This is a genomic window from Arthrobacter sp. 10T419 (genome assembly GCF_056394105.1).
On sequence record NZ_JBFTHF010000004.1, the window covers coordinates 158,328 to 175,444 of the forward strand.

At 66.6% G+C, this 17,117-nt stretch carries 15 protein-coding genes; 12 read left to right on the forward strand and 3 right to left on the reverse strand.

What is annotated here, in order from left to right:
• The first annotated feature begins 2 nt into the window (after window positions 1-2).
• The 10 genes from speB to AC1DBD_RS09665 all read left to right on the forward strand — a co-directional run bounded on the left by speB (window position 3) and on the right by AC1DBD_RS09665 (window position 14,143).
• Entirely contained in the window at window positions 3-1,091 is a 1,089-nt protein-coding gene (gene speB, locus AC1DBD_RS09620; protein WP_476981967.1) for an agmatinase, read from the forward strand.
• Window positions 1,088-2,755 (forward strand): thiamine pyrophosphate-binding protein, encoded by a 1,668-nt coding sequence (locus AC1DBD_RS09625; RefSeq protein ID WP_476981968.1) that lies wholly within the window; start codon window positions 1,088-1,090, stop codon window positions 2,753-2,755. The genes speB and AC1DBD_RS09625 overlap by 4 nt, the downstream gene beginning before the upstream one ends.
• Window positions 2,756-2,914: 159 nt before the next feature.
• On the forward strand, window positions 2,915-3,400 hold the full coding sequence (locus tag AC1DBD_RS09630; RefSeq protein ID WP_476981969.1) for a MarR family winged helix-turn-helix transcriptional regulator: 486 nt from the start codon (window positions 2,915-2,917) through the stop codon (window positions 3,398-3,400).
• 97 nt (window positions 3,401-3,497) lie between these two features.
• Window positions 3,498-5,576, forward strand: coding sequence for an MDR family MFS transporter (locus AC1DBD_RS09635; RefSeq protein WP_476982032.1), 2,079 nt, complete (start codon window positions 3,498-3,500; stop codon window positions 5,574-5,576).
• Between the two features lie 264 nt (window positions 5,577-5,840).
• Window positions 5,841-7,574 carry an ABC transporter ATP-binding protein gene (locus tag AC1DBD_RS09640; protein ID WP_441418319.1) on the forward strand — a complete coding sequence of 578 codons (1,734 nt, stop codon included), beginning with the start codon at window positions 5,841-5,843 and terminating at the stop codon, window positions 7,572-7,574.
• The gene (locus AC1DBD_RS09645) at window positions 7,571-9,637 is read left to right on the forward strand and encodes an ABC transporter ATP-binding protein (protein ID WP_476981970.1); all 2,067 of its coding nucleotides are present in this window, start codon (window positions 7,571-7,573) and stop codon (window positions 9,635-9,637) included. Before AC1DBD_RS09640 ends, AC1DBD_RS09645 begins: the two co-directional genes overlap by 4 nt.
• A 68-nt stretch (window positions 9,638-9,705) precedes the next feature.
• Window positions 9,706-10,140, forward strand: coding sequence for an acyl-CoA thioesterase (locus AC1DBD_RS09650; RefSeq protein ID WP_476982033.1), 435 nt, complete (start codon window positions 9,706-9,708; stop codon window positions 10,138-10,140).
• Between the two features lie 164 nt (window positions 10,141-10,304).
• Window positions 10,305-10,559, forward strand: a complete 255-nt coding sequence (locus AC1DBD_RS09655) for a hypothetical protein (RefSeq protein ID WP_175322085.1) — start codon at window positions 10,305-10,307, stop codon at window positions 10,557-10,559.
• Window positions 10,560-10,683: 124 nt separating this feature from the next.
• Window positions 10,684-12,912, forward strand: a complete 2,229-nt coding sequence (locus tag AC1DBD_RS09660; RefSeq protein WP_476909141.1) for an McrB family protein — start codon at window positions 10,684-10,686, stop codon at window positions 12,910-12,912.
• Window positions 12,899-14,143, forward strand: a complete 1,245-nt coding sequence (locus AC1DBD_RS09665) for a 5-methylcytosine restriction system specificity protein McrC (protein WP_476981971.1) — start codon at window positions 12,899-12,901, stop codon at window positions 14,141-14,143. The genes AC1DBD_RS09660 and AC1DBD_RS09665 overlap by 14 nt, the downstream gene beginning before the upstream one ends.
• A gap of 12 nt (window positions 14,144-14,155) precedes the next feature.
• On the opposite strand, the gene AC1DBD_RS09670 is transcribed toward AC1DBD_RS09665, so the two are convergent.
• Window positions 14,156-14,413 carry a hypothetical protein gene (locus tag AC1DBD_RS09670; RefSeq protein ID WP_441418324.1) on the reverse strand — a complete coding sequence of 86 codons (258 nt, stop codon included), beginning with the start codon at window positions 14,411-14,413 and terminating at the stop codon, window positions 14,156-14,158.
• A gap of 119 nt (window positions 14,414-14,532) precedes the next feature.
• On the opposite strand from AC1DBD_RS09670, the gene AC1DBD_RS09675 reads away from it, so the two are divergent.
• The gene (locus AC1DBD_RS09675; RefSeq protein ID WP_476981972.1) at window positions 14,533-15,195 is read left to right on the forward strand and encodes a TetR/AcrR family transcriptional regulator; all 663 of its coding nucleotides are present in this window, start codon (window positions 14,533-14,535) and stop codon (window positions 15,193-15,195) included.
• Between the two features lie 7 nt (window positions 15,196-15,202).
• Here AC1DBD_RS09675 and AC1DBD_RS09680 read toward each other — a convergent pair whose 3' ends face one another.
• Window positions 15,203-15,625 carry a very short patch repair endonuclease gene (locus AC1DBD_RS09680; protein WP_476893102.1) on the reverse strand — a complete coding sequence of 141 codons (423 nt, stop codon included), beginning with the start codon at window positions 15,623-15,625 and terminating at the stop codon, window positions 15,203-15,205.
• Window positions 15,626-15,665: 40 nt separating this feature from the next.
• Window positions 15,666-16,100, reverse strand: a complete 435-nt coding sequence (locus tag AC1DBD_RS09685) for a pyridoxamine 5'-phosphate oxidase family protein (RefSeq protein WP_441418327.1) — start codon at window positions 16,098-16,100, stop codon at window positions 15,666-15,668.
• A 254-nt stretch (window positions 16,101-16,354) separates the two neighbouring features.
• Here AC1DBD_RS09685 and AC1DBD_RS09690 point away from each other — a divergent pair, with 254 nt between their 5' ends.
• Window positions 16,355-16,996, forward strand: coding sequence for a DUF4190 domain-containing protein (locus AC1DBD_RS09690; RefSeq protein ID WP_476893101.1), 642 nt, complete (start codon window positions 16,355-16,357; stop codon window positions 16,994-16,996).
• Window positions 16,997-17,117 lie beyond the last annotated feature (121 nt).

A 17,117-nucleotide genomic window follows, 5' to 3' on the forward strand; every position in this document is an offset into this window, starting at 1 on the left:
CCTTGGAAGAGCTGCGCATCGAGGCCAATGGCAACCTTGGCCCCATAGATTCCTCCCGCATCCCGCGCTACGCCGGCGCCGCCACTTTTGCCCGCCTGCCGCGGCTGGACCAGGTGGCCAAGGCTGACGTCACGGTGGTCGGCGTTCCTTTTGACTCCGGTGTCTCCTACCGCCCCGGCGCGCGCTTCGGCGCCAACCACGTCCGTGAAGCCAGCCGGCTGCTGCGGCCGTACAACCCGGCCTGGGACATCAGCCCCTTCGAGAACATCCAGGTCGCCGACGCCGGGGACATGGCCGTCAACCCGTTCAACATCAACGAGGCCATCGAAACCATCCAGCAGAACGCGCTGGACCTGACCGCTGCCGGCGGCAAGCTGCTGACGCTGGGCGGAGACCACACCATCGCGCTGCCCCTGCTTCGCGCCGCCGCCGAACGCGCCGGACAGCCCGTCGCCATGCTTCACTTCGACGCGCACCTGGACACCTGGGACACCTACTTCGGCGCCGAATACACCCACGGCACCCCCTTCCGCCGCGCCGTCGAGGAAGGCATCCTGGACACCGAGGCAATCAGCCACATCGGCACCCGCGGCCCGCTTTACGGCAAGAAGGACCTCGACGACGACCACCGCTTCGGCTTCGGCATTGTCACCTCCGCCGATGTCTACTACCAGGGCGTGCTGGAAACCGTAGCCAAGGTCCGCGACCGGATCGGCAACCGCCCGCTCTACATCTCCGTCGACATCGACGTCCTCGACCCCGCCCACGCGCCCGGCACCGGAACCCCGGAAGCCGGCGGCATCACCAGCCGCGAACTGCTGGAGATCATCCGCGGCTTCCGCGGCATGAACCTGGTGGGGGCCGACGTCGTCGAGGTCGCCCCGGCGTACGACCACGCCGAGATCACCGGCGTCGCCGCCAGCCACGTCGCCTACGAACTCGTCACCCTGATGGCCGACAGCGCCGTCGACGGCGACCGGACCGGCGCGCCCAACGGCTACGCCGCGCAGGCCCTCGGCCACGAGTCCCGCCGTCCGGCCGGCTTCGCCGCTCCGGCAGCCCAGCCGGTCGAAACCGGAGCCGCCCAGTGACCGGCGTGCGCAACGGCGGCGACCTGGTCGTTGAGACGCTCGAGGCGCTCGGCGCCAAGACCGTCTTCGGCATCCCCGGCCAGCACGCCCTCGGACTCTTCGATGCGATGGGCCGCGGAAAACTGCATTTCGTCTCCTCGCGGGTGGAGAACAACTCCGCCTTCGCCGCCGACGGCTATTCCCGTGCCACCGGTGAAGTCGGTGTCCTGTTCCTCTCCACCGGCCCCGGGGCGCTGACCTCTTTGGCCGGCCTGCAGGAGGCCTACGCCACCGGGGTGCCGATGGTGGTGGTGGCCAGCCAGATTCCGCTCGACGGCCTCGGCGCGCGGCGCAAGGGCATGCTGCACCAGCTCGATGACCAGAAAGCCTCGGCCGCCAACGTCACCAAGAGCCAGCGGCTGATCCAGCACGCCTCCGGCATCCCCTCGGCCATCCAGGACGCCTGGACCGAGGCCATCTCCTCACCGCAGGGCCCGGTGTGGATCGAAATCCCGCAGAATGTCCTGCTGGACCCGATCATGGTGCCCCCGGTGGAGGACGCACTCGCCGAAGCCGCGGACAACCCGCCCCGCGTGGAGCTGGTTCGCGAAGCCGCGAAATGGCTTGCGGAGGCGAAGCGTCCGGCCATCATCGCCGGCGGCGGCACCCGCCGCGGCCACGCGGAGAAGTCGCTGCTGTCCCTCGCGGAGAAGCTGCACGCGCCGGTGATCTGCACCCCCGGCGGCAACGGCGCGTTCCCCTGGACCCATGAACTCTCGCTCCAGTCCTGGATCGAGGACCAGTACATGACGGAGCTGCTCGAGGACGCCGACGTGCTGATCGTCATCGGCTCCTCGCTCGGCGAGGTCACCTCCAATTACTTCACCTTCGAACCCCGCGGCCGGATCATCCAGATCGACGCCGAGCCGCGGGTGCTCGAGTCCAACCGTCCGGGCCTGGGCATCCGTGCCGACGCCGGCCAGGCTCTCGCAGCCCTCGACGAGGCCCTGGCAGCCGCACCGGCCGACGCCCGCCCCGACTGGCACGGCAGTTCGGCTGAGAGCATGGTCAAAGAGACCCTGGCCAAGGTAAAGGCCCGGCTGGAATCGCAGGACCTCGCCAAGGAACTGAAGTTCATGGCCGACATCCGCGAAGCCGTTCCTGCGCAGATGCAGACGTTCTGGGACATGACGATCTCCGCCTACTGGGCCTGGAGCTGCTGGGACGCCCGCGAGGGCCAGTTCCACTCCGCCCAGGGCGCCGGCGGCCTCGGCTTTGGCTTCCCGGCGGCAATCGGCGGCGCCGTGGGGCTGGAGACCACCGGTAAACCGGGCGGTTCGGCCCGGGTGCTCGCGGTGTCCGGCGACGGCTCGGCGATGTACTCGATCTCCGAGCTGGCCACCGCCAAGCAGCACAACGTTCCGGTCACCTGGCTGATCGTCGACGACGGCGGCTACGGCATCCTGCGCGAGTACATGGTGGGCGCGTTCGGCAAAGCCACTGCCACCGAGCTGGCCCGCCCCGACTTTGTGAAACTGGCTGAGGCCTTCGGCGTCCCGGCGGTCCGGGTGGCCCCCGAGGACGTCGGGGACGCGCTGAGGGCGGGCTTCGCGGCGGACGGGCCGAACGTCGTCGTCGTCGAAACCCTGCTCAAGATGTTCGCCCCCACGCACCTGGACGTCTAAACCCCCATCCCAACGAACGAACACAACAGGGCCCCGAATCCTCACGGATCCGGGGCCCTTTTGTGTATGGGTGCGCTCCCCGTCGAGGCTTCTTAGTTTCCCAAAGCAATCAATTTATTGTATTGTTGCTTCAGGCAAGTAAGTAAGGGGCTTCCAAACATGTCAGTTGCATCGACCACTGCAGCCAAGCTGGTCCACCAAATCTTCGATCTCCAGCGCGCCGTCCGGTGCGTCGCCGCGGCGAACCTTCGCGGCGACGATACCGGCGTCGCGCTGCAGGGCGTCCTGCGCTTTGTGGGGGAGGGCGAAACCCGAGCCACGCAGCTCGCGGAGCGGCTGGGCGTCAGCGCCCCCGTGCTCAGCCGACACCTCGCCGAACTGCTCGAGCAGGGCTACGTGGTCCGGCGGCCGGATCCCGAGGACGGCCGGGCGCAGCTCATCGCGCTCTCGACGGCCGGGACCGAGAAACTGCGCTCCATCGAGGCGCAGCGCGCCGCCACGCTGCAGGGCTTCCTGCAGGACTGGAGCGAGGACGACGTCGAAGAGACCTCGCGCACCTTGAAGAAACTAGCTGAATCCCTCAGGAGTTCAGCCCGGGCAAAGACGGCCGGATCCGCCGACACGACCAACTTTGTTGAGGAGTAAATCTATGGCCAGCCACGCTGCCGCCGCCGGGCCGTACCCGGCCACCACCGCGCAAGCGGCCCCCGCACCGCAACCGCACCACGAACCGCAGGCGGCCATGAGCCACCGGCAGATCATGGAAGCGCTGACCGGCCTGCTGGCGGCGTTCTTCACTGCCATCCTGAGCAGCACCATCGTTGCGAACGCGCTGCCGACCATCATGTCCGAACTCAAGGGCACCCAGACGGACTTCGCCTGGGTCATCACGGCCGCATTGCTGGCCAACGCGGCCACCACCCCGATCTGGGGCAAGCTCGCGGACCTCTTCAACAAAAAGGTCCTCGTCCAGCTCAGCATCGTGATCTTCGTGGCCGGCTCCGTCATGGCGGGCCTGTCCGAGACCATCCCGCTGCTGCTGACCGCCCGCGTCATCCAGGGCATCGCGATGGGCGGCCTCACCGCCCTGGCGCAGGCCATCATCGGCTCGATGATCCCGCCGCGCGACCGCGGCAAGTACTCCGGCTACATGGGCGGCGTCATGGCCGTCGGCACGGCGGGCGGCCCGCTGCTCGGCGGCTTCATCGTCGACAGCCCGCTCGGCTGGCGCTGGACCTTTTTCGTCTGCGTCCCGCTCGCCGTCGTCGCCCTGATCCTGCTGCAGGTCACGCTGAAGATCCAGCACGTCAAGCGCCCGGCCAAGATCGACTGGCTCGGCTCCATCCTGCTGACCTCCGGCGTCAGCCTGCTGCTGATCTGGGTTTCCTTCGCCGGCAACCCGGACTACTACGACTGGTGGTCCTGGCAGACGGTCGCCATGGTGGGCGGCGGCATCGTGCTCCTGGGCCTGCTGGTGCTGGTGGAATCCAAGGTGGCCCAGCCCATCATCCCGCTTAAGATCATCTCCGAGCGCACCACCGCCCTGGCAATCCTCGCCTCCGTGGCCGTCGGTGTCGGCATGTTCGGCTCCTCGACGTTCCTGGGCCAGTACTTCCAGGTGGCCCGCGGTGCCACCCCCACCGAAGCCGGCCTGCTCACGCTGCCCATGATCGCGGGCAACCTCATCGGCTCCGTGCTCTCCGGCCAGCTGATCAGCCGCACCGGCAAGTGGAAGCGCTACCTGGTCGCGGGCGCCGTCGCGCTGATCGGCGGCCTCGGCCTGGCCGGCAGCATGGACCACACCACGGAGCTCTGGCTGACCGGAATCTACACGGCCATCCTCGGCGTCGGGCTGGGCTTGCTGATGCAAAACCTCGTCCTCGCCGTCCAGAACACGGTCCAGGCCAAGGACATCGGCACGGCCAGCGCCTCGGTAGCCTTCTTCCGGTCCGTCGGCGGCGCCATCGGCGTCTCGGTCCTCGGCGCCGTGCTGGGCAACCGGGTCAAGGATCTGGCCGTGGAAGGCCTCGCTGCCGCCCGGATCAAGGTCCCGGCAGGATCCACAGGGGCCAGCATGGACCTCAAGGACATGCCCGCACCGATCCGCGACATCATGCGGGCCGCTTACGGTGACGCGATCGCAGAGGTCTTCCTGATCTCCGCCATCATCGGTCTCGTGGCGCTGGTGGCCATCCTGTTCATCAAGGAAAAGCCGCTCCGCCGCACCGTCGACATCCGACCGGAAGCTTCGGCCTCCGCCGCCGTTACCGGTTCCGGAACCGCCGCCGACGTCGAAGCTGCCGCCGGGGTGGCTGCCCACGCCGCCGCCGCTTCCGGCCCCGCAGTGGGGCCCGCCGCGGCTCCCACGCCAGGGCACGACTCCGCCGAGACCGGCATCGTCGACCTGGACCGCGAGTTCATCGAGGTCCTGAGCCGGCAGCGCGCCACCGGGTCCCGGTTCCCGGACGCCGCGCGGCTGAGTGCGGACAACCGCCAGAACAGTGACGGCGAAGCCAGGGCCGAGCGTGAAGGCGCCCGGCTCCGGGCCCGGACCATGGTGGCCGAGGCGCGCGCCGACGACGCCGACGTCGTGCCCCTGCTGCTCCAGACCCAGCGGTTGCTGGCCGAACAGCAGGTGCAGCTGGCGGATGCCCTGCGTGCCGTCCACGAGCAGGCGGCGGAACAGCGCGCGATCGCGGCCGAACAGGCCCGGGTGGCGGAGCAACTCACCACCCTGCGGCGCCAGCTCGCCAAGGAACGCAAGCTCCAGCGCGCGGCGGCCGACTACATCGCCACGCAGGGCCGGCACCGCGGCGAGTAAACGACCCCACGAAAGCGGTCCCGCGTCTGCCCTCCGGGGGAGCCGCGGGGCCGCTTTTGGACGCCTCGGCGCCCTCGCGGTGGCCCCCTCAGCGGGTTAAGTACAACGATTGGCTGACATCCGCAGCTGGAGGTACCACCCCGGCACGGGATTTCGTAGAGTGGGACAGCTAAGGCTGTCGGTCCCGGCTGCTATAACTTTCCTTGTTCGTCTGCTGTTCTTCCTCTTCTGCGCTTCATGAACCATTCTTAAGGACCCGTGGGCATGCTTGTCACCCTCATACGGCGCTATTCCAAGCCGTATTTGCCGTTTATTGCGGCCGTCGTCATCTTCCAGTTGGCCTCCACTATCGCGGCCCTGTACCTGCCCAGCCTCAACGCCCAAATCATCGACGAGGGAGTCTCCCGCGGCGACACGGACTACATCTGGCGCACCGGCGGTCTCATGCTCGGCGTCGCCCTGGTCCAGGTGGTCACCGCGATTGCCGGTGTGTACTTCGGTTCCAAGGCCGCGATGGCGTTCGGCCGGGACCTGCGCCGGGGCGTTTTCCGCAAGGTCAGCAGCTTCTCCGCCAGGGACGTCAACGTCTTCGGCGCCCCAACGCTGATCACCCGCGGCACCAACGACGTCCAGCAGGTCCAGATGCTGATGCTGATGGGGCTGAACTTCATGGTGGCCACGCCCATCATGTGCATCGGCGGCATCGTCATGGCCCTCCGCGAGGACCTCAACCTGTCCTGGCTGGTCTGGGTCTCGGTGCCGCTGCTGGTGGTCGTGGTCGGCTACCTCGTGGTCCGCCTGATGCCGCTGTTCCGTTCCATGCAGGCCAAGATCGACCGGCTCAACGGCATCCTGCGCGAGCAGATCATCGGCATCCGCGTGGTCCGTGCGTTCGTCCGCGAGCCGCACGAAGCGCAGCGTTTTGGCGCCGCCAACAAGGAACTCACCGACGTCTCGCTCAAGATCGGCGCCTTGTTCGTGCTGATGTTCCCTGCGATCGGGATGATCCTGCACGTTTCCACCGCCGCCGTGCTCTGGTTTGGCGGCCAGCGGGTGGACGCCGGGGAGATGCAGGTGGGCTCGCTGACGGCGTTCCTGCAGTACCTGCTGCAGATCCTGATGGCCGTCATGATGGGCACGTTCATGGCGATGATGATCCCGCGCGCCTCCGTCTGCGCGGACCGCATCGGCGAGGTGCTCGACGTCGAACCCTCCATCCACGAACCGCTCGCCCCCGTGGCGCCCGCCGCCAAGGCTGGCCGGGTGGAGTTCCGGAACGTCTCCTTCGCCTACCCCGGTGCCGAGGCACCGGTGCTCAGTGACATCAGCTTCACCGCCGAACCGGGCCAGACCGTCGCGATCATCGGGTCCACCGGCGCAGGCAAGACCACCCTGCTGGCGCTGCTGCCGCGGCTCTTCGACGCCGCCTCCGGCGAGGTGCTGCTCGACGGCGTCCCGGTCACCCAACTGGACCGCGCCGAAATCACCGGGCGCGTCGCGATGGTGCCCCAGCGGCCCTACCTGTTCTCCGGCACCATCGAGCACAACCTGCGCTTCGGCAAGTCCGAAGCGACCGACGAGGAACTTTGGGACGCCCTCACGGTGGCCCAGGCCGCAGACTTCGTCCGTGAAAAGAAAAACGGACTCGGCGCCCGGATTTCCCAGGGCGGCACCAACGTCTCCGGCGGCCAGCGGCAGCGTCTCTGCATCGCCCGCGCACTCGTCACCGAACCCAAGGTCTTCCTGTTCGACGACTCCTTCTCCGCCTTGGATGTCGCCACCGACGCCCGGCTGCGGAAGGCGCTCAAGGCCAAGACGGCCGACGCGACGGTGATCATCGTGGGCCAGCGCGTCTCCACCATCGCGGACGCGGACCAGATCCTCGTCCTGGACAACGGCCGGATCGTGGACCGCGGAACCCACGAGGAGCTCCTCGCCAGCTCCAGCACCTACCAGGAAATCGTCGAATCCCAGCTGACCGCGGAGGCCATCGCATGAGCACCAACGAAAAGCTCAGCCACGGCTCCGCCGGCAAGGCTCCCCACGAGGCGCCCGTGGAGGCCCCCGCCGAAGCTCCCGAGGAGGACTTCTACGAGGAGGAATTCACCCCCGGCGAAGCCGACGGCGGTATGTTCGGCGCCGTGCCGGCGAAGAAAGCCCAGCACTTCTGGCCCTCGGCGAAGCGGCTGATGGGCCTGCTGAAACCCGAGCGGGCCGGCATCGCCGCGGTCCTCGCGATGGTGACAGTCGCCGTCGTCCTCAACGTGATCGCCCCGCGCATCCTGGGCCAGGCGATGGACGTGATCTTCGGGGGAGTGGTCGGCAAGCAGTTGCCGGCCGGCGCCACCAAGGACCAGTTCATCGCCGGACTGCGCTCCCAGGGCCAGGACAACTTCGCGGACATGCTGGCCCGGATGGACGTTGTGCCCGGCGTGGGCATCGACTTCCAGAAGCTCGCCTTCCTCATCAGCATCGTGCTGGTGATGTACTTCGTCGCGAACATTTTCCTGTGGCTGCAGGGCTACGTCCTGAACGTGCTGGTCATGCGGGTGGTCCGCCGGCTGCGCGACGACACCGAGAAGAAGCTCAATAAGCTGCCGCTGGGCTACTTTGACACCCGCCAGCGCGGCGACATCCTTTCCCGCGTCACCAACGACGTCGATAATATCCAGCAGGCCCTGCAGCAGGCGTTCGCGCAGCTGGTGAACTCGGCACTGACCGTGATCGGCATCGTGATCATGATGTTCATCGTGTCCTGGCAGCTGGCCCTGATCGCGCTCATCGCCCTCCCGCTCTCGGGGGTCGCCGCCGGCATCATCGGCGCCCGCAGCCAGAAGCTCTTCGCCGCGCAGTGGAAGAACACTGGCGAGCTCAACGGCCAGATCGAGGAATCCTTCTCCGGCCACGACCTGGTCCGCGTCTTCGGCCGCGACGCCGACATGCTGGCCCGCTTCGACGAACGGAACGAGGAACTCTACAAGGCCAGCTTCGGCGCCCAGTTCGTGTCCGGCATGATCATGCCGGTGATGCAGTTCGTCTCCTACCTCAGCTACGTGGGGATCGCCGTCGTCGGCGGGCTGCGGGTGGCCTCGGGCGGGATGAGCCTGGGCGACGCCACGGCGTTCATCCAGTACTCGCGCGAGTTCACCCAGCCGCTGGGGCAAATGGCCGGCATGGCCAACATGCTGCAGTCCGGCGTGGCCTCCGCCGAGCGGGTCTTCGAACTCCTCGACGCCGACGAACAGGACGCCGAGACCGCCCTCGAGCACCTCCCGGCCAAAACTGACGGGCACGTTGAGTTCAAGCACGTCACCTTCAGCTACACCCCGGACAAGCCGCTGATCGAGGACCTGTCCTTCACCGCCGAGCCCGGGCACACCGTGGCCATCGTCGGCCCGACCGGGGCGGGCAAGACCACCCTGGTGAATCTCGTGATGCGCTTCTACGAGCTCAACGCAGGCAGCATCACGCTCGACGGCGTCGACGTCACCCGGCTCAGCCGCGCCGAACTGCGCTCCAAGGTGGGCATGGTCCTGCAGGACGCGTGGCTGTTCGGCGGCACGATTTACGAGAACATCCGCTACGGCAAGCTGGACGCCACCGAGGACCAGATCATGGCCGCGGCTAAGGCGACCTTCGTGGACCGCTTCGTGCGGGCGCTCCCGGAGGGCTACAACACCGTCATCGACGAGGAAGGCAACAACATCAGCGCCGGGGAGAAGCAGCTGATCACCATTGCGCGGGCCTTCGTGGCCAACCCCTCGCTGCTGATCCTGGACGAGGCCACCAGCTCGGTTGATACCCGCACCGAGGTTCTGGTCCAGAAGGCCATGGCCGCGCTGCGCACCGAGCGGACCAGCTTCGTGATCGCCCACCGCCTCTCCACCATCCGGGACGCGGACACCATCCTGGTGATGGAAGCCGGACGCATCGTCGAACAGGGCAGGCACGCGGAACTGCTCGAACTGCGCGGTGCCTACTACCGCCTGTACATGTCCCAGTTCGCCGGCGAAGACGCTGAGGCGTCTCTCGAGGAAGAGCCGACGGCGGTGCACAGCTGAGCGCCGGAACCGGGGCCGGGAGCATGCCCGGAACCAGCGAACCCCGGCGCCTCGAGGTGCAGGTGCCGATGCGCTGGGGCGATATGGACGCCTACGGCCACATCAACAACGTGCAGATCGTCCGGATCCTGGAGGAGGCCCGCATCGCCGCCTTCGGGCCGCCGCGGGGAGCGGGCCTGCCCGGCATGGAACCCCAGGTGTCGCTCTTCAACGACATCCCGGAGGGCACGCTGGCGCTGGTCGTTGAGCATAAGATCCGCTACGTCCGGACGCTGGAATACCGCAACGTTCCCGCCGTGGTGCAGTTGTGGGTCGGCGCGGTCAAAGGGGCCAGCTTCGACATCCACTACCTGGTCCAGGACCCCGTCACCGGCGAAGACTGCGTCAAGGCGAGCAGCCACCTCGCTTTTGTGGACGAAGCCACCGGGCGGGTGCTTCGGCTGACCCCCGAGCAGAAGGTAAAGCTCGCGCCTTTCGCGGCGGCCCGCCACGAACCCAACTGACTGGCAGTAGTTGTCGTTTTGAGCCCGCTAAACGACAACTAATGCGAGCTAGTTGGGCCGGCGGCCCGCCAGACCCACTAGCCCCTACCTCGCTGCCGGGATCGGTCCTAGACTGAACAGGCCCGCGGGAAGCCGGCAGGATGCAAACCTTAGGAGCACGGATCATGGCCAAGCGAAGCAAGATGAAGGCGCGGAAGAAGACCTGGAAAGAGCTCTCGCCGATGGCGAAGTTCGGCACCATCACAGCGGCCGTCGTCCAGCTCTCCCTCCTGATTGCCGCCCAGCGCGACATCTCGCGCCGCCCGGCGGAGGAGATCCGCGGCAGCAAGGCGTTGTGGCGGGCAGCCACTCTCATCAACTTCGTCGGCCCGGGCAGCTATTTCACCTTCGGCGTCAAGCGCCGCCCGGCCGTCAAGTAATACCCCGGCCGCCCTCCGCGGGCGCTCTGCGGGCTCCGCCAGAACCGCGGAACAAAGCTACTCGCCGGTAGTTCTGATCTGCGGCGTGATGCGGGCGTTCAGCTTAAGCCTGTAAATTGAAGGCATGACCCCCAACAAAAAGCCCGCCATGCACCGCGCCCTCGGCATCTCCAAAGAGATCGAAGACGCGGCGTGGTTTGTACTGGGCCCGGGGCTGCTCGGCAAGGCGTCGCCGCTGGACGGCCGGACTAGGACGTGGTCGGTTGCGGCGGCCTCGGAGTTGCTGGAGCGGCTGGAGCGGGGCATCCCGGACCCCAAGGCGCCGATGATGACCAACCTCCGCGAAAACCTTGAGGGCGCCACCCGCGGGGCGAAGCAGCTGGCCGTCGAGCTATTGTTCCTGCAGTCGCTGCCGCTGGCGCACGAGGTCAAGTCACTCAAGGTCAAGCGGGCCCGCGTCGCGGAGGCGGCGTCCTGGCTGGAGCCTCCGCTGGCGCTCCCGGACGAACTCTATGCGGGCATGACGGACCACGGGGTGATCCGGGACCGCACCGCGGAGTTCAACTGGACGATTTGGGACCACCTGAAGTGGCTCTGCCGCTTCGTTCGGCACGTCGCCCAGCGACCGGCCGGCGTCGTCCAGGCCGCGATCAAGGACCCGCTGGCCTTCCACGAACTCACGATTGGCACCCCGGAAGACCAGCCCGCGATCCGGCGCAGCATCGAATTCCTGGTCTGGCCCGGCTACTTCGAGCCCGTCGTTGCCGACGTCGAACGCCAGGAGATCCGGGATGCCTTCGCCTCCCTGGTTGGCGGTGCCAGGGGTGACTCCGACGAGGAAATCTCCGCGGACATCCACCGCATCAGGCTGCACCTCGACGAACAGGCCGGGCAGCGGATCGACTGGTACTCGCGGCAGCTGGTCAGCCAGTGGCGGAAGGTGGCCGATCCCGGCCGCCGCGCCTGGCTGCTGCGCAGCCACCACGACAACGCCGAGCTGCTGGCCGCCTGGCAGGACGACGAAGCGGTGACCCTCGACGTCGAACACCTCCGTCTGTTGGACCCGGGCGTGACCGCCGGCCTGGTCCAACACGCCGTGGACGAGGACTACAAGCACCTCAGCTACGTGGAACGTGAGGACACCAAGACCGCCGTCTTCGCCTTCCTGACCGTGATGAAGCCGGGCGACTTCACGCTGTACCAGAACTCGGGGACCGTCCGAGTCGGCGTGGTGCTGGGCGAACCCGAACACCATGATGACAACCGCCGGCTACGCCGGAAGGTCCGCTGGTTCGACGAGGTCCACTCGATGGCCGAATTGCCCCGCCACGTGCAGCGCCAGCTGGCCAGCTCGGGGCTCATCGTGGACGTCACCCGGGTGATCCAGGCGCTCGAGACCTTGCTCCCGGCCGAAGCCGAGGCAGAGGCCGACGACGGCGCCGAGCCGGACGCCGTCGTCGAGCCATGCGAGGGCTTCCGGCCGCTGACGGCGGAATTCGCCGCGTCCCTGCACATGGACCTCGAACCGCTGCAGGAAATCGCCGAACTGCTGGAGGAAAACCGCCAGTTGGTGCTCTACGGCCCGCCCGGCACCGGCAAAACCTACCTGGCCAAGCACCTCGCCGCCGAACTGGCCGGGGACACCGGCGACGAGCGGGTCAAACTCGTCCAGTTCCACCCCTCCTACGCGTACGAGGACTTCTTCGAGGGCTACCGGCCGGACAAGACCGACGAGGGCCAGGTGTCCTTTAAGCTGGTGGCCGGACCGCTCCGCAGGCTGGCCGAGGAGGCCGCCAAACCCGGCAACGAGGGCAAGCCATACTTCCTGATCATCGATGAGATGAACCGGGCCAACCTGGCGAAGGTCTTCGGCGAGCTGTACTTCCTGCTGGAGTACCGCGACGACCGGATCTACCTGCAATACAGCCCCACGGAGCCGTTCTCGCTGCCGGACAACCTGTACATCATCGGCACCATGAACACCGCGGACCGCTCCATCGCGATGATGGACGCCGCCATCCGCCGGCGGTTCTCCTTCATCGAACTGCATCCCAAGACCGAACCGGTGAAGGGCTCGCTGCTGCGCTTCCTGCAGGCCCGGGGCCTGGACACGACGCCGGCGCTGCTGCTCGACGAGCTGAACAACGCCATCGACGAGTGGGACCGGGACCTGATGATCGGGCCGTCCTACTTCATGAAAAAAGCCGCCCAGACACCCACCGGGCTGCGCCGGATCTGGAAGTACGAGCTGATGCCGCTGCTGGAGGAGCACTACCACGGCCAGCTCAACCGGGCGCAGCTGGAGGAACGGTTCGGACTGGAGCAACTGTTGAGCCGCCTTGCGCGCGTCTAGCCTCGCCCCTGCCGGCACCGTCCGCCACATCGTCCTGGATGAGCTGTCCGGGGGAGTGGTGGAACGGGTCGATGCGGGCAGCGCCGCGTACATCAACGGCAGCGGACTGGCCAAGGCTTCTCCGCTGGGCATGGGCCTGTTCCGGATCGAACCTGTCGGCAAGGTGGGCTCCGTGCGCACCCCCTCAGTGCAGCTGGAAGTCCGGCCCAAGGAGCGGCTGGGCCTCGGCCGGCTGCTGTTCCTGCTCGGCTACACGGAAAACCAGGGCTTTCGGGATGACGCCGTGGCCGCGGTCGAGGACACCGATCTCTGGAGCGCCCTGGCCGAGTCGCTGGCCCAGCTCGCCGACCGGGCCCTCAGCCGCGGGGTGCTGCAGGGCTACCTGAACGTCGACGAGTCGCTCCGCACCGTTAAGGGCCGGATCAGGATGTCCGACCAGATCTCCCGCCGCCCCGGCATGCTGGTGCCGCTTGAGGTCTCCTACGACGAATTCACCGAGGACATCTCGGAAAACCGCATCCTGCGCGCGGCCCTCGAACGGATGTCGCAGGTGCCGGGGGTGCGGGCCGATGTGCTGAGCCGGCTGCGGCGGTTGAAGGGAAAGCTCGACGCCGTGACGCGCCTGCAGTCCGGCGCCCCGTTGCCGCGGTGGCGGGCCAGCCGGATGAACACCCGCTACCACGCGGCCTTGCGGCTCGCGGAGGTCATCCTGCGCAACGCCTCGGCCGAAGCCGGGGACGGAAAGCAGCACTCGGCGTCGTTCGTGGTGGACATGGCCAAAGTCTTCGAGGACTTTGTCGGCATCGCGCTGCGCGAGGCCATGGCCGCGTACCCGGGGGAGATGCGGCTGCGCTACAACTCGATGTTGAACGAGGCGGTGCGGGACTCCGACCGGATCATGGTGCAACCGGGCGCGGTGCATCTGCTGGGCGGCCGGCCCGTGATGGTGTATGACGCGAAGTACAAGGCGGCGTCCGACATCGGCGCCTCACTGTCCGCTGACCACTACCGGATGCTCGCGTATTGCACGTCGCTGCGGGTGCCGACGGCGTGGCTGGTTTACGCCGGCGCGGGGGAGATCAAGCTGCGGCGGATCCTCAACACGGATATCGATGTGGTGGAATTTCCGCTGGATCTGTCGCTGCCGCCGTCGGAAATCCTGGCGTCAGTGGCTGACCTGGCGCAGCAGTCGTGGGGCGAAGTGGTCCGTCAGGCGACGATCAGCCGCTGACGGGGTGCCCATCTAAGCGGTGTCATCCTGCAGGGTCGTGGAGACTGACAGCAGGTGGTTCAGGAGCGCTTTTTCCGGCTCCCCGGGATTGTTCGCGACGTGCCAGCGGAGCTGTTCCCGGACCAAGGCCTCGTCCGGCTTGGTCTCTTCAAGAATCGCCTCGATGATGGCGGAAACCTGACGGCGCAGGGGCTCCAGATCCTCATGTGTTTCGGGGCTCCGGGCGGCGTGCCGCGTGCGGGTCTCGGTAGACAACAACAAGTGTGGCATGGTGCTCTCCTGCGGAGTTTGTAGTATCCCCACGTACTGACCAATAGAGTCCTAGTCCCCGAGTTTTGATCTTAGCTCAGGGAGACCAGTCTGTCTCGCGTAGCGGTACTATATTTTTGATGTCTGTTTCAACCAATTCCCAGGCTCCCTCTCCACAGCCCCATGGCGCGGGCAGTGGTGGCGTTCCTGCGTCCGGCGGTGGGACCAACGCCGGTGGTGCTGAGATTACCGGGATCCGGGAGCGTATTTTGGATGTCGCGTACGAATTATTTTCGCGTCGCGGCGTGCGGGACGTGGGCATTAACGAACTCATCGGCCGCTCCGGAGTGGCGAAAGCCAGCTTCTACCGGCACTTCGGCTCCAAGGACGAGCTGGTGCTGGCTTTCCTGGAACGCCGCGACCGGCAGTGGACCGTAGCCACCATCATTTCCGAGGCCCGACGCCGGGGGCGCACCCCCGTGGAGCAGCTGCTGGCCATCTTCGATGTGTTTGCCGATTGGTTCGCGCGGGACGACTTCGAGGCCTGTTCCTTCGTGAACATCCTGCTGGAGATGGGCCCGTCGCATCCATTGGGCAGGGCGAGCATCGATTACCTCGACAAGATCCGGGGCCATGTGCAGCAGCTCGCCGAGGAGGCGGCCCTGACGGATCCTGACGGCTTCGCCCGGTCCTGGTACATCCTGATGAAGGGCTCGATCGTCGCCGCGGCCGGAGGAGACCGCGCAGCCGCCGGCCGGTCGCGGGAGATGGCCGAGTGGCTGATTGCGCACCACCAGTCTTAGCGCAGACTTAGCGGCCGAGGAAACTGTCCAGTTGCTGCTCGAGGGCCGAGAGGTCTTTGAGCTCGCACTCCCAGACGGTGAGAACGTCCCAGCCCGAACGTTCGAGCAGGCGGCGCTGTTCGGCGTCGCGGGCCCGCGTGCGGGCGCGCTTGGTTTCCCAGAAATCCGCGTTGGATTTGGGTGCATGCTGGCCGACCCTGCAGTCATGGAAATGCCAGAAGCAGCCGTTGATGAAGATGACTTTATGGCGGCTGGCGAACACCAGGTCGGGGTTTCCGGGGAGCCTGCCGCCACGGGCGGTGCCGTGCAAGCGGTAGCGGTAGCCTTTCGCGTGCAGCATCCGGCGGACGAGCAGTTCGGGCTTGGTGTTCTTCCCCCTGATGCGGGACATGTTCCAGCTGCGCCGCTCCGGGGTCAGACTGTCCGCCATGGCTTAAGTCTAGGCGGCGGCTGTCTGCCGCGAATTTGGCCTAGATTTCCCGTTCGGGGTGTTCGCCGAACTGGAAGTGCCGGCCGCTGACCGACGTCGGAGCAATTTCGACGTAGAAGTCTTTCAGCGTCGGCACCCACGGTTTAAGGCCCAGCGCCTCGGCCACGGCGATGTCCGCCGACTGCTCCAGGACCCGTGCCGTGCCGCGAACGACCACCGACCATGCCTCTTCGGAGAGGATGCCGTCGGTTTCAAACAGCACCTTGGAATTGATGGTCAGTTCGGCCAGCTTGTTGCCGGGCGCCGTGCGCAGGTAAAGCTTCCGGTTGTCGACGGCGTAATTCACCGGGAAAATATCCGGTTCGCCGGCCACGGTGACGACGAGCCTGCCGTGTTTAGTTCCTTCGATGAGTTTCCAGGTCTCATCCTCGGACAGGTTCAAGATGGGGCTGCTGTCTGCGTGTTCGAACATCATGGGCTCATTGTTCTGTCCCGTGTAGAAAAACGCCAGAGGCAATCGGAATTGATTGCTTAGTCGGTCGTGAGGTTGCGGTCGCTATATTGTCCGACCCCCTCCCTATCGTTCATCTTGTTCGGATTGCATCGCATCCAGCGGTGGCCCATCAGGGTGTTTTTCCGTTGGACGAGATGCCCCTCCGCGCCATGGGGGCGCTTGGGCCCGGACACTTCGCACCGCCAGGCACCGCCTGGCCATGAGTATGGGGAATCATGAGTACTTTCAATTCACACGGCACCGCGCCCGCGGATGCGCCCACGTCCACCGTTCCGAGTATGGGCGGCGCTCCTGTTGCCCCGCGGGGCAACGGCTGGGGCATCACCGCACTGGTGCTCGGCATTGTTGCTGTCGTCTTTTCGTTCATCCCGGTGATGGGCGTCGTCGCCTTTGTCCTGGGTCCACTGGCCGTCCTGTTCGGGATCATCGGTGCTACCCGCAAGTTCGCCAAGAAGGGTGCCGCGATTGCGGGCATCGTTCTTGGCATTCTGAGCATTGTGATCGCGGCTATCTGGATGGCCGTGGTGTCCGCTGCTGTTTCCTCGGCCGATCAGGCGCTGAACTCGGAGCACAAGGTCCAGTACGTGGTGACCACGAACGGCAAAGCCTCGGTCAGTTACTGGACCAGCGGCGGGACGTCCAACGTTGATGTCAGCGCTGGCTGGAAGAAGGAGCAGACCGTGAAGAATTCGGATCTGCTCTCCCTGGTTGTCAGCGGGGATTTTTCGAATGCCGCGGCAAAGGTTGGCTGCGAAATTCTGTTTGACGGCAAGTCGATCTCGAAGAACTCCGGAACCGGCCAGGGCGCCATGGCAAGCTGCAGCGGCTCGGGCCTCGGGGCGGACAAACAGAAGTAGGAAGCTGAGCCGGGCCTGAAATCCGGCCGCACGGCGGGGGCGTTGCAGGAACTTCTGCAACGCCCTGTTTGCGTTGGCAATTGGGGGCGCGTTTGGGGTGTCTTTGTAGTGCGTTTGGGGG

Excerpts from the sequence above, each read along its gene's own strand:
- AC1DBD_RS09635 (WP_476982032.1), top strand. The coding sequence starts at position 3,498 with ATGAGCCACCGGCAGATCATGGAAGCGCTGACCGGCCTGCTGGCGGCG.
- AC1DBD_RS09650 (WP_476982033.1), top strand. The coding sequence starts at position 9,706 with ATGCGCTGGGGCGATATGGACGCCTACGGCCACATCAACAACGTGCAG.
- AC1DBD_RS09660 (WP_476909141.1), top strand. The coding sequence starts at position 10,684 with ATGACCCCCAACAAAAAGCCCGCCATGCACCGCGCCCTCGGCATCTCC.
- AC1DBD_RS09675 (WP_476981972.1), top strand. The coding sequence starts at position 14,533 with ATGTCTGTTTCAACCAATTCCCAGGCTCCCTCTCCACAGCCCCATGGC.
- AC1DBD_RS09640 (WP_441418319.1), top strand. The coding sequence starts at position 5,841 with ATGCTTGTCACCCTCATACGGCGCTATTCCAAGCCGTATTTGCCGTTT.
- AC1DBD_RS09690 (WP_476893101.1), top strand. The coding sequence starts at position 16,355 with ATGAGTACTTTCAATTCACACGGCACCGCGCCCGCGGATGCGCCCACG.
- AC1DBD_RS09655 (WP_175322085.1), top strand. The coding sequence starts at position 10,305 with ATGGCCAAGCGAAGCAAGATGAAGGCGCGGAAGAAGACCTGGAAAGAG.
- AC1DBD_RS09670 (WP_441418324.1), bottom strand. The coding sequence starts at position 14,413 with ATGCCACACTTGTTGTTGTCTACCGAGACCCGCACGCGGCACGCCGCC.
- AC1DBD_RS09630 (WP_476981969.1), top strand. The coding sequence starts at position 2,915 with ATGTCAGTTGCATCGACCACTGCAGCCAAGCTGGTCCACCAAATCTTC.
- AC1DBD_RS09685 (WP_441418327.1), bottom strand. The coding sequence starts at position 16,100 with ATGATGTTCGAACACGCAGACAGCAGCCCCATCTTGAACCTGTCCGAG.
- AC1DBD_RS09645 (WP_476981970.1), top strand. The coding sequence starts at position 7,571 with ATGAGCACCAACGAAAAGCTCAGCCACGGCTCCGCCGGCAAGGCTCCC.
- AC1DBD_RS09680 (WP_476893102.1), bottom strand. The coding sequence starts at position 15,625 with ATGGCGGACAGTCTGACCCCGGAGCGGCGCAGCTGGAACATGTCCCGC.